This is a genomic window from Shewanella carassii (assembly GCF_002777975.1).
In the GTDB taxonomy this organism is placed as follows: Bacteria; Pseudomonadota; Gammaproteobacteria; order Enterobacterales; family Shewanellaceae; genus Shewanella; species Shewanella carassii.
The window spans coordinates 1-15,305 of sequence record NZ_NGVS01000005.1 but is presented as its reverse complement, the minus strand read 5'-3'; the positions used below and the strand labels follow the sequence as shown (position 1 = coordinate 15,305).

The 15,305-nt window shown below is 52.3% G+C and carries 15 protein-coding genes; 10 read left to right on the top strand and 5 right to left on the bottom strand.

Going from position 1 to position 15,305, the window contains the following annotated elements:
* Positions 1-1,491, bottom strand: a complete 1,491-nt coding sequence (locus CBE72_RS02290) for an FMN-binding glutamate synthase family protein (RefSeq protein ID WP_100142129.1) — start codon at positions 1,489-1,491, stop codon at positions 1-3.
* A gap of 9 nt (positions 1,492-1,500) precedes the next feature.
* On the bottom strand, positions 1,501-2,007 hold the full coding sequence (locus CBE72_RS02285) for a phosphoglycerate mutase family protein (protein WP_100142128.1): 507 nt from the start codon (positions 2,005-2,007) through the stop codon (positions 1,501-1,503).
* A 136-nt stretch (positions 2,008-2,143) separates the two neighbouring features.
* On the opposite strand from CBE72_RS02285, the gene CBE72_RS02280 reads away from it, so the two are divergent.
* The 3 genes from CBE72_RS02280 to CBE72_RS02270 all read left to right on the top strand — a co-directional run bounded on the left by CBE72_RS02280 (position 2,144) and on the right by CBE72_RS02270 (position 4,190).
* Positions 2,144-2,722 carry a DUF5610 domain-containing protein gene (locus tag CBE72_RS02280; RefSeq protein ID WP_100142127.1) on the top strand — a complete coding sequence of 193 codons (579 nt, stop codon included), beginning with the start codon at positions 2,144-2,146 and terminating at the stop codon, positions 2,720-2,722.
* Positions 2,723-2,836: 114 nt separating this feature from the next.
* The gene (locus CBE72_RS02275) at positions 2,837-3,586 is read left to right on the top strand and encodes a ferredoxin--NADP reductase (protein WP_100142126.1); all 750 of its coding nucleotides are present in this window, start codon (positions 2,837-2,839) and stop codon (positions 3,584-3,586) included.
* Between the two features lie 13 nt (positions 3,587-3,599).
* A complete protein-coding gene (locus CBE72_RS02270; protein WP_100142125.1) occupies positions 3,600-4,190 on the top strand; it encodes a glutathione S-transferase in 591 nt (196 codons plus the stop codon).
* Here CBE72_RS02270 and CBE72_RS02265 read toward each other — a convergent pair.
* A complete protein-coding gene (locus CBE72_RS02265; protein ID WP_188726038.1) occupies positions 4,152-4,607 on the bottom strand; it encodes a hypothetical protein in 456 nt (151 codons plus the stop codon). The genes CBE72_RS02270 and CBE72_RS02265 overlap by 39 nt on opposite strands.
* Positions 4,608-4,819: 212 nt before the next feature.
* On the opposite strand from CBE72_RS02265, the gene CBE72_RS02260 reads away from it, so the two are divergent.
* From CBE72_RS02260 to CBE72_RS02240, 5 genes are all read left to right on the top strand, one after another.
* Entirely contained in the window at positions 4,820-5,836 is a 1,017-nt protein-coding gene (locus tag CBE72_RS02260) for a Fe(3+) ABC transporter substrate-binding protein (RefSeq protein WP_100142124.1), read from the top strand.
* 39 nt (positions 5,837-5,875) lie between these two features.
* Complete coding sequence (locus CBE72_RS02255; protein WP_100142123.1) at positions 5,876-7,507, top strand: ABC transporter permease; 1,632 nt, start codon at positions 5,876-5,878, stop codon at positions 7,505-7,507.
* On the top strand, positions 7,504-8,547 hold the full coding sequence (locus tag CBE72_RS02250; RefSeq protein ID WP_188726041.1) for an ABC transporter ATP-binding protein: 1,044 nt from the start codon (positions 7,504-7,506) through the stop codon (positions 8,545-8,547). Before CBE72_RS02255 ends, CBE72_RS02250 begins: the two co-directional genes overlap by 4 nt.
* 272 nt (positions 8,548-8,819) lie before the next feature.
* Complete coding sequence (gene ggt / locus CBE72_RS02245) at positions 8,820-10,463, top strand: gamma-glutamyltransferase (RefSeq protein ID WP_229672017.1); 1,644 nt, start codon at positions 8,820-8,822, stop codon at positions 10,461-10,463.
* Between the two features lie 98 nt (positions 10,464-10,561).
* The gene (locus tag CBE72_RS02240; protein WP_071238517.1) at positions 10,562-11,497 is read left to right on the top strand and encodes a Dyp-type peroxidase; all 936 of its coding nucleotides are present in this window, start codon (positions 10,562-10,564) and stop codon (positions 11,495-11,497) included.
* Positions 11,498-11,556: 59 nt separating this feature from the next.
* Here the strand turns inward: CBE72_RS02240 and argR are convergent, their stop codons facing one another.
* Positions 11,557-12,027: a transcriptional regulator ArgR gene (gene argR, locus CBE72_RS02235; RefSeq protein ID WP_025012091.1), complete on the bottom strand. Its 471-nt coding sequence runs from the start codon at positions 12,025-12,027 to the stop codon at positions 11,557-11,559.
* A 285-nt stretch (positions 12,028-12,312) separates the two neighbouring features.
* Between argR and mdh the strand changes: the two genes are divergently transcribed.
* Positions 12,313-13,248, top strand: coding sequence for a malate dehydrogenase (mdh, locus tag CBE72_RS02230; protein ID WP_025012092.1), 936 nt, complete (start codon positions 12,313-12,315; stop codon positions 13,246-13,248).
* A gap of 77 nt (positions 13,249-13,325) precedes the next feature.
* On the opposite strand, the gene CBE72_RS02225 is transcribed toward mdh, so the two are convergent.
* Positions 13,326-13,769 (bottom strand): DUF4124 domain-containing protein, encoded by a 444-nt coding sequence (locus CBE72_RS02225; RefSeq protein ID WP_025890175.1) that lies wholly within the window; start codon positions 13,767-13,769, stop codon positions 13,326-13,328.
* Between the two features lie 91 nt (positions 13,770-13,860).
* Between CBE72_RS02225 and pssA the strand changes: the two genes are divergently transcribed.
* Positions 13,861-14,766 (top strand): CDP-diacylglycerol--serine O-phosphatidyltransferase, encoded by a 906-nt coding sequence (pssA, locus tag CBE72_RS02220; protein ID WP_100142121.1) that lies wholly within the window; start codon positions 13,861-13,863, stop codon positions 14,764-14,766.
* The last annotated feature ends 539 nt before the right edge of the window (positions 14,767-15,305 follow it).

The following is a 15,305-nucleotide window of genomic DNA, read 5'->3' as shown; positions in this document are numbered from 1 at the left end:
TCATTGATCGTAGTGAGCATAATATTTATCCAAGGTCACGGAAAGACCATTCTGGGTGACAACTCTGACATGATGCGGCTTGAGCTGTCTTGGGTCTGTGACTCCGCAGGAGTGGGCCAGCATCCCCAGATCATGGTGCAATGCCTTGTTGTAGTTGGCGACTCGGGTGGATTTGTCTCTGGGATCCAAACCCTGTTGCAGTTTCTTGTTATGGGTGGTTATCCCGGTGGGGCAGGTATCCTTGTTACACTGCAGCGCTTGGATACATCCCAGCGCGAACATATTCCCTCTCGCTGAGGCGGTGAAGTCTGCCCCCAGGGCCAGCGCCCAGGCCACTCTGGAGGGCGTGATAAGTTTGCCTGAGGCAATCACCTTGATCCTCTGTTTCAACCCATGTCGCCGCAGTTTATCCACTAGCAGTGGTAGGCTCTCTTTCAGCGGTAGGCCAACGTAATCCATCAGAGTTTGCGGCGCCGCGCCCGTACCGCCATCGGCGCTGTCGAGAGTGAAGAAATCGGGAGCCGAGTCATGGCCGCGTTGGTTAATCTCTTCCAGAAAATCTTCCAACCAGTGAGTATCACCCAAGACCGCCTTGATCCCTGTGGGTTTGCCTGTCACTTGCCTTACTCTGGCTATCATGTCGAGAATGTCGCCGACATGGTGAAATTCAATATGACCATTGGGACTGATGGAGTCTTGTCCGACAGGGATGCCGCGAATGTTGGCTATCTCTTCGGTCACTTTCACCCCGGGAAGAATTCCGCCTTTGCCTGGCTTGGCTCCCTGACTGAGTTTGATTTCAAACATTTTCACCTGAGAGTGTGCGGCCACTTCCCTGAGCTTGTCATCATCCAGGTGACCTTCGGCATTGCGAACACCATATTTGGCAGTACCTATCTGAAACACCAGATCGCAGTTTCCCTTGAGGTGGTGGGCGCTGAGGCCGCCTTCCCCTGTGTTGAGCCAGCATCCTGCCTGAGCCGCACCATGGGAAAGGGCGGTAATAGCCGGGCGGGAGAGGGCGCCGAAGCTCATGGCGGAAATATGACAAATGGCGCTGGTGGCAAAGGGATGTTCGCAGTCCGGGCCAATAACCACAGGCATTGGTGGCACAATGTCTTGATCCAGCGTGGGGAAGGCGGTGTTCATAAACAGTATGCTGCCGTTGGCTTCCAGGGGCCTGGTGGAGCCGAAGGCTATGGTGCGGTCGACATTTTTCGCCGCCCGGTAGACCCAGCTGCGCTCGGCGCGATTGAAGGGAAGTTCTTCCCGATCGAGAGCGAAAAAGTACTGGCGGAAGAATTCGCCCATTTTCTCGAAGAAATATCGGAACCGGCCGACAACAGGGTAGTTATGCCGCACCGCTTGCTTGGTTTGCATCACATCGGCGATATACATATAAGTGATTACCAAGAGCCCTAAGCCGACGACTATCAAAAACAGGCCGGAAAACAGTTCCAGGCCCCACATAAACCAGTTTTGCTCGCGCATCTTCTATCCTTATTGACTGCCAAAGTGGGTGGTTACCAGACCTGTGGGCCCCTGTTCTCCCAAGGTGAGGATAAAGAGTTGATCGTATTGCTGCTCATTCAAACTAACCAGGGGGCCACCCAGAGCCTTGATGATGGCCGGAACAGTATTGCTGTGGCCGGCGATCAGCACATTGCCTTGGCTGGCTTTGACTGCATCTGTTATGGCATTGATGTGAGCCTCCAAGCCGCCTTTGGCTGGAAACACCTCAATCTTGAGTTGTTTGGCTGTTGCAATCGGTGCCAGGGTTTCCTGAGTTCGGCGAAACTCACTCGACATCAGCCTGTGCAGTCGGGTGTCCCGTAATGCCGCTGCCAGAGCTTCGGCGCGCGCCTTGCCGACGGCTGTCAGCCCGGGATCGCTTCCCTGAGCTTTTTCCGCATGCCTAACCAAGAATATGGTTTGATGGGGGGCGGTGGCCTGGGATGGCCAACTAAAAAGCACTGAAAGACAAAGCAGTAGAAAAATTCTTACCATTTTTATTTTCTATCAAATACTTAAATAACATGTGGGATCATAGCCCGAGTATCGGCCTGGGTAAACAATCACTAAACTAATTGCTGAATTGGTCGATAATTAACCTGAGATACGCTTTTCATACGAGGAAACCAAGATGGAAATCCGCAATCATGGCGCTCAGGTCTCTGAGGTGGCCAAGGACAAGACCCAACAACTGGATGGTAATCATGGTAAGGCGGTTTCTGAAGTCGCCAGCAGCAAGAGTGCCCGTCATGTCAGCCAGCAGTTGATGAATAACGCTATTCTGGCGGCGCAGGAGGAGGTAAGCCTTAATAGTGGCAACGAACCCATGAGTCTCTTGTATCGCGCCGCGATTGAGGCCATCAATGAAGAACTGGCACCCTACATGGGGGAAAATGCCCTGCAGCAGGTGCAGGAGCAGCAGATAGATACTTCTCCCGAGGCCACGGCCGACAGAATTGTCAGTTTTGCCACTCAGTTCTTCAGTGTCTACCAGCAGCAAAATTCCAGCATGGCCTTTGACAGTCAGCTATCCGGTTTTATGGACGTTATCGGCGGCGCCATAGATCAGGGCTTTAAAGAGGCGACGGATATCCTCTCCGGGCTCAAGGTGCTGGAAGGCGATATCAAGACGGGGGTGGATGAAACTTACTCCCTAGTACAGCAAGGGTTGCAGGCATTCAGAGACAGCTTTACCACAGAGCAGGAATAATTGAGCTCACGCTAAACCTTACCTGCCGATAACCCCCCTCACTATGAGGGGTTTTTGTTGGCTGAATATGGGGTTATGCTGCAATAATCGTCTTGTGTTACCTAAGGAGAAGCTATGTGGACTGAAGGTCGGGTCATTGAGCGTATCGATTGGAGCAGCAAGTTATTCAGCCTGAGAATAGCCGCCGAGATAGCGCCGTTTATTGCTGGCCAGTTTATCAAGCTCAGTCAGCTGCGGGATGATAAACGTGTCGCCCGGGCCTATTCGCTGGTGAATGCCCCCGGGACTGACTATCTTGAAATACTGGCTGTGGCGGTAGATCAAGGCCAGTTGTCGCCAGACCTGCAATCTTTGCAGCCGGGTGACAGTATTAGCGTGACAGACAAAGCCACCGGCTTTATGACCCTGGATGAGATCCCAAAAGGGGAATTACAGGGGCGTCACCTGTGGTTTTTGGCAACAGGTACCGCCGTGGGGCCATTTCTTTCCATGCTGGATACTCCTGAGCCTTGGCAGCGGTTTGAGAAAGTGGTTCTGGTTTATGGCGTAAGAGAAGCGCAGGATCTCGCCTATCTCGATAAGATCCGCGGCTATCAACAGGCCTATCCCGAGCAATTTGTGTTTGTGCCCTGTGTCACTCGTGAAGATTTTGATGGTGCGCTGCGTTGTCGCATCCCTGATGGCCTGCAAAGTGGTGAGATAGAGGCCAAGGCCGGGCTGAACATAAGTGCAAAGGACTCGCAATTGATGCTTTGTGGTAATCCCGGGATGATCCAGGGGGCTACGGCGGCACTTATCGATAAAGGCTTGGCCAAAAACCTGCGCCGGGCCCCCGGACAGATAACAGTCGAAAAATACTGGTAACAGGAGAGTCTGGATGCAGCTCTATTACTCTACAGCTTCGCCTTATGCCCGCGTGGTCAGGGTTATTGCCCGCGAGCTGGGTTTGGCGTTGGATGAAAAGCTGGTCAATCCCTTCGATAACAGTGACGAGTTACTGTCAGTTAACCCCTTGGGGAAAATTCCCTGTCTGCTTTTGGACGATGGCGCTGCACTGTTCGACAGCGAAGTCATAGTCCGCTTTCTGGACGACAAATTCGGCCAGAATTGTTTCTTTGGGTCATCCAGAAATTGGGCTTTTGAGTGCCAGTTCTCGCTGCTCAAAGGCGCGCTGGATAGCGCCGTTGGACTAAGGCAGGAACAGATGCGTGAAGAGGAGGGGCTTCGTTCTCCTTTCTGGAGCGGCCGTTTCGAACAGGCCCTGCTCAGAGCCTTGATGGAGGTGGAGCGTCAGGGAATCATCGCGAGCGGCCCACTCGATGCCAGGCAGGTGTTGCTGTTGGTGCTACTCGAATACCTTGATTTTCGTCATCCGGATCTCGACTGGCGTAAAGTGGCACCGGCCTTGGCGCACTGGCTGGAATCTGCGTCACTCAGGCAGAGTTTCCGAGATACTCGTCCTGGATGATTTTTCTTTGATTCGTGGTTTGGCCAAGTCCGAATAGCGCCTGCCCTTGGGGTTGTCCCTGCGGTTGGTTTCACCGAAGGCACCGTAGAGATCATGGCTCATGCCATAATCCAGCCGTCGGTCGCTGAAGGGAACCCTTCTGTCTTCATGATGTTGATACTTGCAGTCGCATTGGCTGCAATCACATTCCACCAAGGGGAGCCTGGGTGCTTCCTTCGACAAAAAACGCTTGCCTTCAAGCGCTCTTATCGCCTGGCAGGCAGTTGGCGTCAACACTATGGAAACACAGTGATACTGCTTTTCCTGCGGCGTAACAGGCTTGGCCAGCCGGCGTTTTCCTGGTCTTAACCTGTGGCGGAACAGAAACAAGATCAGCAGCAAAGATACGACAGCCAGCAGGATTTCCAACATATCCAAAGTGTTTCCCTCCCCATGCATGGGTTTTAAGGTTCAGTTTAGTTTAGTTTGCGACAATTCGGCCGATTCCAATCGCTTTGCTTCCAGCCTCTGCCATTCTGCTTGTTTCATTTGTATTCCCCTTGCCAGAATTTTTGCACTAGGCTGAAAATGAAGTTGATTAGAAATAGTTCTCATTAAATTACTCATCCCAATATGGAGTGCCGAAGAATATGAGCTACAAGACAGGTCTGATACTTGGCAGTGTGTTAGCCACATCCAGCTTGACGTTACCGGTGGTCGCCGCCGATGAGGTGACGGTTTATTCCTATCGTCAGGAGTTTTTGGTCAAGCCCATTCTGGATGACTTCAGTCAGGCTACCGGGGTGAAGGTTAATTTTGTGTTTGCCAAAGATGGCATCGCCGATAGATTGGCTCGTGAAGGACGCTTATCACCGGCGGATCTGGTGCTGACGTCTGACTTTTCCCGCTTGCAGGAATTGGTGGACAAGCAGTTGGTCACACAGGTGGAAAGTGACACGCTCAAGCAGAATATTCCGGCCCAATACCGGGATCCCGAAGGAAACTGGTACGCTCTGACTATGAGGGTGCGTAATCTCTATTCCAGCAAGGAGCGTCTCGGACCGCTGGCGATCAACTATGAAGACCTGGCCGATGCCCGCTACAAGGGTAAGGTGTGTATGCGTAGTGGCAAGCATCCCTACAACATAGCGCTGGTGGCCTCCATGATAGCTCACCACGGTGAAGCCGATGCCAAGAGTTGGCTTCAGGGACTGAAGAGTAACTTGGCCCGTAAGCCTCAGGGTAACGACAGGGCGCAGGTGCAGGCGGTAAAAGAAGGTTTGTGTGATATCGCCATCGGCAACAGTTATTACTACGGCAAGATGCTGCAAGATCCCAAACAGCGGCCATGGGCCGAAGCGGCGGTGATCAACTTCCCGAATCAGGAAAATCGCGGTGCCCATATCAATGTCTCGGGTATGGCGCTGGCCAAGCATGCGCCTAACTCGGCCGATGCCCTCAAACTGATGGAGTATCTGTCTTCGGATGCCGCCCAGCAGAGCTATGCCGAGGTCAATATGGAATATCCGGTCAAGGCCGATGTGCCTGTTTCAGAACTGGTGGCATCTTGGGGAGACTTTAAAGCCGATGATTTACCTGTCTACAAATTGGCAGAGCATCATCAGGCGGCGCTGAGACTGCTCGATGAGGTTAAGTTTGATCTCTGAGCTTGAAGGCGTTTCTGCAAAGGCTATGGGGGAATAGCTGTGATCCTGACCTTCTCCAGGGGCTGGTCGTGGGCGGGGTTTATCGTCTGCGGCCTAATGGTGGCGCCGTTGCTGGCGCTGGTCATGCAGGCATTCGAACCGGGTGAAACCCGCTTTGGGCAGATGTTTGCCACAGTGTTGCCGTCATACATAGCCAATACCTTTTGGCTGATGTTGGGGGTGAGTGTCGGCAGTCTGCTTTTGGCGGTGCCTGCTGCCTGGTTGGTGGCGCGCTGTGAATTTCGCGGCAGGCGCCTGTTCCAGTGGGCTCTGTTGTTGCCGCTGGCCATGCCGGCCTATATTGTCGCTTATGTGTATACCGATTTACTGGATTATGCCGGACCTGTGCAGCGGTTTTTACGCGCAAGTTTTGGTTGGCAATCGGTAACCGACTACTGGTTTCCCGATATTCGAACTCTGGGCGGCGCCACAGTGATGTTGTCGCTGGTACTCTTCCCCTACGTTTACCTCTTGGGGCGCACCGCGTTTCTGGAGCAATCCTTAAGTTTGCAGCATGCAGCCAAGGTGATGGGCTGCTCGCCATGGCAGAGTTTCTGGCGTTTGTCGCTGCCAATGGCGCGCCCGGCGCTGGCGGCCGGTGTCGCCCTGGTGGCCATGGAAACCATGGCTGACTTGGCGACGGTCAATTATTTTGCGGTATCCACCCTGACCACGGCTGTTTACGACACCTGGCGAGCCTATGGTGACTTGGCGGCCGCGGCTAAAATTTCGCTATTGATGTTGCTTGGTGTCTTTACTCTGTTTGCGCTGGAGCGTATGGCGAGGCGTAAACAGCAATTATTTCAAAAACAGCTGTTGCTTGAGGCACCAGAGCCTTACCGGCTCAAAGGTTGGCGTGAGTGGTTGGCGCTCGGCTATTGCTCGCTGTTGCTGCTGCTGGCCTTTGTTTTGCCATTTGTCATTCTCGGTAGTTACGCCTTGGATTACTGGCAACAGAGCTGGAACAGCGACTTTTGGCAGTACAGTCTCAACAGCCTAACGGTCGCCGCCATCAGCAGTATATTGTGTTTGCTTTTGGCTATCCTCTTGATGTTCATTCGCCGCCTGAGCCCGCGAAAGTGGGACATGCTGCCATCCCGTCTGGTCAGTACCGGCTATGCACTGCCGGGCACAGTGCTGGCGATTGCCGTGCTTATTCCGCTGACTTGGCTCGATTTCAGAATCGATGATCTCTACGCTCTGTTCGAGCGCCAAGGCCCGGGGCTCTTGTTCACCGGCAGTATCGCCGCCCTGGTGCTGGCGTTTTGTATTCGCTTTGCCGCCATTGCCATCGGCAGTATAGAGAGCAGTTACAAACGGCTGTCGCCTTCTTTGGATATGGCGGCCATCAGCTTGGGCAAGACGCCGGGAAAAGTGTTGGCATCAATCCATCTGCCACTGCTGCGCAGCGGTATTTTTGCCGCTCTGCTGCTGGTATTTATCGAGGCGATGAAAGAGTTGCCGGCTGCCTTGCTGCTAAGCCCTGTCGGGTTTCATAACCTGGCCACCCAAGTGTTTCAATACGTCTCCGATGAACAGTTGGAGCAGGGGGCGCTGGCGGCTATTGTCATTGTGTTGGTGGGGCTGGTGCCCTTGATTTATCTCAACCGTTCGCTGGAGCAAAACAACTGATGTCGACCCTGAGTGTCAAGCAACTCCACAGCCATTATGGCGCCCAACAGGTGCTCAAAGGGCTGAGCATTACCTTGCAAGCCGGTGAAATTGTCGCCCTGCTCGGACCCAGTGGTTGTGGTAAAACGACTCTGCTCAGAGCCATTGCCGGACTGCAGCCGGTCTCCGCCGGTGAAATTCATATCAGCGGCCGTGCAGTAACCACGGATAAGCTACAGGTTCCGGGAGAGGAGCGTGGCGTGGGGATGATCTTTCAGGACTATGCCCTGTTTCCCCACTTGACGGTCGCGCAGAACATCCTCTTTGGTGTCAAGGGATTGAATAAGGCGCAGCGCCTGAGCCGGCTCGAGGAGATGCTGGACTTGGTCAAGCTCCCGGGGCTTGCTGAACGTTATCCCCACGAGTTGTCCGGCGGTCAACAGCAGAGGGTGTCGATTGCCAGGGCGCTTGCCTATGAACCTGAACTGCTGTTGTTGGATGAACCCTTCTCCAACATAGATGCCCAGGTACGCGGCGAGCTGATGTTGGAGATTCGCGCGATCCTCAAGAGCCGTAACGTCAGCGCCGTATTTGTGACCCACAGTAAGGATGAGGCCTTTGTTTTTGCCGATACCCTGGCGCTGTTTGAAGATGGAAAAATAGTGCAGCAAGGCAGTGCCGAAACTCTCTATGCCAACCCGGTCAATCGCTATGTGGCGGACTTTCTCGGCAGTGGTAATTATCTTAAGGCCCAGGTCAGCTGCGAACACTGTGTCGATACTCAAATCGGCCGCCTTAAAAGCTCTTTGCCCCATGGTTTGCCACTGAACTGGCAGGGCGAGCTGTTGCTGCGGCCACAGCAGTTGGAGTTACGACCCGACGAACAGGGGCTGGCTGTGGTTACCGAGCGGCGTTTTCTGGGCAATGTTTGCCACTATGATGTGCAGCAAGAGGGAGTCATACTCGAGGTTCGTAGTCATCAGGTACAGTTTTCTCCAGGGCAGAGAGTCAGGCTGTCGGCACTGGAACATCCGCTGGTGTTGTTCGGTAATGGCTGTTAACAACAATTGTTTCATAAGTTTGCTGTGGGTGATAATTTATTTATCTCTGTGTTATACCAAGCAATCGGTTTGATTGAACTCATCATAGGTATTCACTGAACCCCGGACTCGCCCATGCGCCGCTCCGGGAGGAGAGCGGAGGCGAGATGCATAACCACAGCAATAATAAAATGCAGGACGCACAAGGGATACGGAATATCAGCAACGGCTCATGTCGTCAGCTGTTACTCGGCGTCATCGGGAGTTTGGCTGTTTTCTGCAGCACAGGAAGCATGGCGATGGACAGAATCACGGGCGCGGCCTTTGCGAGCCGCTCTGAAGTCTATGCGGTCAATGGTATGGCGGCAACCAGCCAACCACTGGCGACTCAGGTGGCGGTCGATATTCTCAAGCAAGGTGGCAGCGCCGTGGATGCCGCGATTGCCGCCAATGCCATGCTGGGTTTGGTGGAGCCTACTGGCTCTGGCATAGGCGGCGATCTTTTTGCCATTGTCTGGAGCGCCGAAGAGCAGCGGCTCTATGGGCTCAATGCGTCTGGCCGCAGTCCGGCTTCTCTGACGCTGGAGATGCTCAAGGCCAAAGGGCTTGAGCATCTGCCGCCTTATGGGCCTTTGCCCGTATCCGTGCCCGGTGCCGTGGATGGCTGGTATGAACTGCATGACAAGTTCGGCAAATTGCCCATGAAGGATAACCTGGCGCCGGCTATTCATTATGCCCGTGAAGGATTTCCGGTTTCCGAGCTCATCGCCTTCTATCTGGCGCGCAGCGGTGACAAGCTGGCCAAATACCCGGGGTTTAAAGAAACCTATATGCCAGGCGGTCGCATGCCGGCCGTCGGTGAATTGTTTCGAAATCCGGCTTTGGCCAACAGCTATGAAAAAATTGCCAAGGGGGGCCGGGACGTCTTTTACAAAGGAGAGATAGCCCGCAGTATTGCCGCTTATATGCAACAACAGGGCGGTTATCTTTCCTATGAAGATCTCGCTTCTCACAGGAGTGAGTGGGTCGAGCCTGTATCGGTTAATTATCGGGGCTATGATATCTGGGAGCTGCCGCCCAACGGCCAGGGAATAGCTGCACTGCAGATTCTTAAAACCCTGGAGCCATTTAATCTCAAGGCCATGGGGCTGGACAGCGCCGAATATGTGCATCATTTCGTGGAAGCAAAAAAGCTGGCATTTGCCGACCGAGCCAAGTTCTACGCCGACATGGACTTTGCCGAAGTGCCGGTAGCGTCACTTATCTCCAAAGAATACAACTACGCCAGAGCCAAGCTTATCGACGCTGACAAAGCATCCGCCAGTGTTGAGCCGGGTAATCCCAATCTTTTACACGGTGATACCATCTATCTCACTACCGCCGATAAAGAAGGCAATATGGTGTCCCTCATCCAGAGCAATTATCGAGGCATGGGCTCAGGCATGACGCCTCCGGATTTGGGATTTGTGCTGCAGGACAGGGGGCAGCTGTTTGATCTCACCCCGGGGCGTGCTAACTCCTATGCACCGGGTAAAAGACCGTTTCATACCATAATCCCGGCCTTTGTCACCAAAGATGGCAAGCCCTGGCTCAGCTTTGGTGTCATGGGGGGAGCCACCCAACCCCAGATGCATGCCCAGATCATGATTAATCTGATTGATTTTGGCCTCAACCTGCAGGAGGCGGGCGATGCTCCGAGAATACTGCATACAGGTTCCAGCCAACCGAGCGGCGAGCAGATGACAGATGGCGGTTATATCAGTCTCGAGTCGGGCTTTTCTATGGAAACCCGCCGTGAGCTGATGAAAAAGGGGCATACTTTAAGTGATTCTCTCGGGGCTTTCGGTGGTTATCAGGCCATAGGCGTCAATGTTGAAAGTGGCGTTTATCGGGGAGCGTCCGAGTCCCGTAAAGACGGGCAGGCATCAGGTTATTGAAAGTAATCGGCAAAAACGTGCGTGAGCTAATTCAAATTAATGCTCAAGTTGCGGATAATATGGCCGAAGATGAATTAATCTGAAAGGGTAGATTGCAAATGGATACACAGGTTATGCCACGGGAACAACTGGGGATCTGCGCTGAGGGAAATCTGCACAGTGTTTATCTGATGTTCAATGCCAACGAAGGCGGGGAGTCACAACTGCGCCCTTGCCTGGCCAATGTCGCCCAGTATTTGTATGAGCTGGCAGATCAGTATGCCGACAGTGCCTTTAACGCCTTTGTGGCGATTGGTGCCAACTTTTGGGATCACCTCTATCCGGGAAGCAGACCGGCTGAACTCAAGCCATTTCCTGCTATGGAGTCGGGTAACCGGGATGCGCCAGCGATAGAGTTCGATATTTTTATTCACCTGCGTTGTGATCGCCTGGATATTCTTCATCTGGTAGCCAATGAGGTCAACGAAATGCTGGAAGGGTTGGCCGAACTGGAAGAGGAGGAGCGCGGGTTCCGCTTTATGGACAGCCGCGATCTGACCGGTTTTGTCGATGGCACAGAAAACCCCAAGGGCAGAGGCCGTCAAGCTGTGGCCCTGGTAGGTGATGAAGACGACGCATTTCGCGGCGGTAGCTACATTCATGTACAGAAATATGTCCATAATCTGAGTAAGTGGCATAGACTGCCGCAGAAAAAGCAGGAAGACATCATAGGCCGCACCAAGCAGGACAACATAGAGTACGCCTCGGAAGATAAACCCTTGACTGCGCATATCAAGCGGGTAAATCTCAAGTATGACAATGGTGAGCCGATGGAGATCCTGCGTCAGAGCATGCCTTATGGTTCAGTCAAACAGCAGGGTTTGATGTTTATCTCCACCTGTAAGACACCAAGCCATTTCGAAAAGATGCTTCACAGTATGGTTTTTGGTGACGGAGAAGGACACCATGATCACCTGATGCACTTTACTCAGGCGGTAACAGGTTCCTCTTTCTTTGCCCCATCTTTGGATTTCATGATCCAGTTTGATGATTAATAGCGCGATAGCGACAAAAACGCCCCTCAACGAGGGGCGTTTTTTATGGCATTTTCAACTCAGTCTGTGTAATTGAACAGCGATTTCACTGTTTCCAGCGTTTCATCTATGGTCTTGATGCTGGAAGGGCAGATAAAGATAGTGTCATCACCGGCGATAGTGCCCAGAATACCCTCTGGCTTGCCGATGGAGTCCAACAGCCTGGCAATTAACTGCGCCGCGCCCGGGCTGGTACGCACCACTATCATGGCTTGGTTATGATCCACATCCAATACCAGATTCTTCAGCGGGCTGCCGGCAGTCGGTACCCCAAGTTCAGCCGGTAAGCAGTAGACCATCTCCTGCTTGGCGTTACGGGTGCGCACGGCACCGAACTTGCTCAGCATGCGCGAGACTTTGGACTGGTTGATATTGGCAAAGCCTTCTGCTTGCAGTGCATTGACTATTTCACTCTGGGAGCCGAAGCGCTCCTCTTTAAGCAGAGCCTTGAAGGTTCTGATTAGCTCATCCTGATTTTTGCTTGCTTGCATCATCTTCTTCTGTCGTTATTCAGAAAATCCCGGCCATTCTGCATATCAAACGGATAAGTGTCAACAAATACCCAAGATGCCTGCATAAAAATGCAATGCAGGTCATTGGGTGGGTAAAAGAAGCCTCAGTGGGCAGTAGAAAATGCTGAAGTTAATTCAGCTTTTGATGAAACAGAGTCATATGACTAAGGGATAATTGCTATTTTTGTGACGATCCTTTAATGTTGCGCCATTACAGAATTAGATCTATGTCACACATAATTCCGAGAATTGACGGAGATAACTATGAAAGTTGCTGTACTTGGTGCTGCTGGTGGTATCGGCCAGGCTCTTGCCCTTCTGTTGAAAACCCAATTGCCTGCCGGCTCTCAGCTGTCACTCTATGATATCGCCCCCGTAACGCCTGGGGTTGCCGTGGATCTGAGTCATATCCCGACAGCAGTTGAAGTTAAAGGTTTTGCCGGTGAAGACCCAACGCCTGCACTGGAAGGTGCCGATGTGGTGCTGATCTCTGCCGGTGTTGCCCGTAAGCCGGGCATGGATCGTTCTGATCTGTTCAATATCAATGCCGGTATCGTCCGTAACCTGATTGAAAAAGTGGCCGCGACTTGTCCCAAGGCGCTGATCGGTATCATCACTAACCCAGTGAACACTACTGTGGCCATTGCTGCTGAAGTACTGAAAAAAGCCGGTGTTTACGACAAGAACCGTCTGTTCGGTGTGACGACTCTTGATGTCATCCGCTCTGAAACCTTTATCGCCGAAGCCAAAGGGCTGAACGTTGCCGATGTTAAAGTCAATGTGATTGGCGGCCACAGCGGTGTGACCATTCTGCCTCTATTGTCTCAGGTTGAAGGTGTCAGCTTCTCTGATGAAGAAGTTGCTGCCCTGACCAAGCGTATTCAAAACGCCGGCACTGAAGTGGTGGAAGCCAAAGCCGGTGGCGGCAGCGCAACTCTGTCCATGGGCCAGGCCGCTTTCCGTTTCGGTCTGTCGCTGATCCGCGGCCTGCAGGGTGAAGCCAATGTGATCGAGTGCGCCTATGTAGACGGTGGCAGTGAACACGCTGAATTTTTTGCCCAGCCAGTGGTACTCGGCAAAAATGGTATCGAAAAGGTTCTGCCATATGGTGAACTGAGCGCGTTTGAAACCAACGCCCGTGATGCCATGCTGGATACCTTGAAAGCGGATATCAAACTGGGTGTAGACTTCGTTAAGTAAGTCGACTCCGGGAATAACAAGGAGCGCTTCGGCGCTCCTTTTTGCTACTAGAACCTATTCTACTCTGGCCTTGCTGGCTAGTTTCTTTGGCAAAACAGCCGAATTCTTTCCTGCTGCTCCTTTATCTGCGCCTGCCGTTCTTCTTCTGTCATCTTAATCATTTCACCGGAGGCCTCATCTTTACGTTGTAGTCTGGTGTGGGTATTGAGTACATCCAATTGGAATTTGGCCTTATCACAAATAGCCTGAGCCTGGGCCGCATCTTTCTCCTTGATCAATTTGGCCTGTTTCTCAGACTCAGTTTCCTGTACAACGTCATCTTTTCGCTGCGGCGCGACCGTGCCGATTCTGGCGGGTTGCAGATTTTGGCTGTCCAATTCGGTAGCCTGTTGTTGTGGCGGCGGCTCTTGGCTGTAGTGGGTAACGCCATTTTCATCGACCCAAGTATAGATGGGGGTTGCCGAGGCAGCGTTGGCTCCGAGTAATGCCAGCAGAGCCATAAATAGGCTGATCCTTATCATTGTCTGTTTCCGTTTCTGCAGGGTGAGCTTGTCTGAGCAAGTGTGTTATCTTTGCCGCTATAGACCTTTATTACACCATCAGGTTAAGTGTATGCAAAATTTATCCAAGCCAACAATAAAAACCCGTGGCATCTATCTGTTACCCAATCTGATGACAACGGCAGGATTGTTCTCGGGCTTCTATGCTGTTATCGCTTCCATGAATGGGCACTTTGAGGCATCGGCTATTGCTGTATTTGTTGCCATGTTATTTGATGGATTGGATGGTCGTCTGGCGCGTTTGACCAACACTCAGAGTGCCTTTGGTGCCGAGTACGACTCGATGGCAGATATGGTGTCCTTCGGTATGGCCCCAGCCTTAATAGCTTATAACTGGGGACTTTCTGAATTGGGCAAAATAGGTTGGCTGGCGGCCTTTATCTATTGCGCCGGTGCAGCCTTGCGTCTGGCGCGCTTCAATACCCAAGTAGGAGTCGCCGATAAACGTTTCTTCCAAGGGCTTGCCAGTCCGGCCGCTGCGGCTCTTATTGCCGGCAGTGTCTGGCTGGGGCAGGGCTACGGCGTCTCAGGGCACGATATAGGCATATTGGTGGCCCTGGTCACGGCCGTTGCCGGTCTGTTGATGGTGAGTAATTTCCGCTATCACTCTTTTAAAGAAGTCGATTGGCGTGGCAAGGTGAACTTCCTGGTGATTCTGCTGGTAGTGGCTGTATTTGTGGTGATCTCGGTCGAGCCTGCATTAATTCTCTGTTTGCTTTTTTATCTCTATGCTCTCTCGGGGCCTGTCGTTACCATTCGCAGCGTTAGAAAACTCAAGGTGTCTCATGTCGTTGGTGATGACGATGAGGCTGATGACTGTGATGACAAAGCATCAACTGCAGAGAACTCTCCCGCTTCCCATGCTCGAGATAATAAAGATAGTGATAACAACAAAGAGAGCGCCGAAGAAAAAGAAGATACGGGAGATAAAGCGAGCCTAGACAAGCTCAAGTCATGACTCTCTCGTGATAGTGACAACTTTGGGCTGTCATTTCAAAAGGCTTTTACTCTGCAAGGCGGCAAAATATGTGCTAAACCTAGATCCACCTCGAGTGAAATAGCCTTTTGACGAGCAACCAAGGTTAGTGAGCAAGTCAGCTTGCATAGCCATCTCAGTTGGTTCAAGTTACTCATCGAGATGAAAAGGGACTTTAGGGTAAGTCTTATGTTGCTCAAAGGTTGGTTTACCCTAATTATGCCTAAATAGTGTTCGCTTGGTGTGGTTTTGCAAAAATCCNGGACTTTAGGGTAAGTCTTATGTTGCTCAAAGGTTGGTTTACCCTAATTATGCCTAAATAGTGTTCGCTTGGTGTGGTTTTGCAAAAATCCCCCTTGCACAAAAGTTCAGGCTCCCTATAATGCGCTCCCACTGACACGGCACAGCGGCAACGCGAAAGACGTGACAGGGTCGAAGTGAAGAGGCTTTTGAGTCCTTTCAACGACAGGCGAAAAAAGATGGTAAATACCTCTTGACGCCGCAGCAGGAAAGCGTAGAAT

What these genes read in the sequence shown, in the direction of transcription:
- CBE72_RS02290 (WP_100142129.1), bottom strand. Translation starts at nt 1,491, where the DNA reads ATGCGCGAGCAAAACTGGTTTATGTGGGGCCTGGAACTGTTTTCCGGC.
- CBE72_RS02285 (WP_100142128.1), bottom strand. Translation starts at nt 2,007, where the DNA reads ATGGTAAGAATTTTTCTACTGCTTTGTCTTTCAGTGCTTTTTAGTTGG.
- CBE72_RS02280 (WP_100142127.1), top strand. Translation starts at nt 2,144, where the DNA reads ATGGAAATCCGCAATCATGGCGCTCAGGTCTCTGAGGTGGCCAAGGAC.
- CBE72_RS02275 (WP_100142126.1), top strand. Translation starts at nt 2,837, where the DNA reads ATGTGGACTGAAGGTCGGGTCATTGAGCGTATCGATTGGAGCAGCAAG.
- CBE72_RS02270 (WP_100142125.1), top strand. Translation starts at nt 3,600, where the DNA reads ATGCAGCTCTATTACTCTACAGCTTCGCCTTATGCCCGCGTGGTCAGG.
- CBE72_RS02260 (WP_100142124.1), top strand. Translation starts at nt 4,820, where the DNA reads ATGAGCTACAAGACAGGTCTGATACTTGGCAGTGTGTTAGCCACATCC.
- ggt (WP_229672017.1), top strand. Translation starts at nt 8,820, where the DNA reads ATGGCGATGGACAGAATCACGGGCGCGGCCTTTGCGAGCCGCTCTGAA.
- CBE72_RS02240 (WP_071238517.1), top strand. Translation starts at nt 10,562, where the DNA reads ATGGATACACAGGTTATGCCACGGGAACAACTGGGGATCTGCGCTGAG.
- argR (WP_025012091.1), bottom strand. Translation starts at nt 12,027, where the DNA reads ATGCAAGCAAGCAAAAATCAGGATGAGCTAATCAGAACCTTCAAGGCT.
- mdh (WP_025012092.1), top strand. Translation starts at nt 12,313, where the DNA reads ATGAAAGTTGCTGTACTTGGTGCTGCTGGTGGTATCGGCCAGGCTCTT.
- CBE72_RS02225 (WP_025890175.1), bottom strand. Translation starts at nt 13,769, where the DNA reads ATGATAAGGATCAGCCTATTTATGGCTCTGCTGGCATTACTCGGAGCC.
- pssA (WP_100142121.1), top strand. Translation starts at nt 13,861, where the DNA reads ATGCAAAATTTATCCAAGCCAACAATAAAAACCCGTGGCATCTATCTG.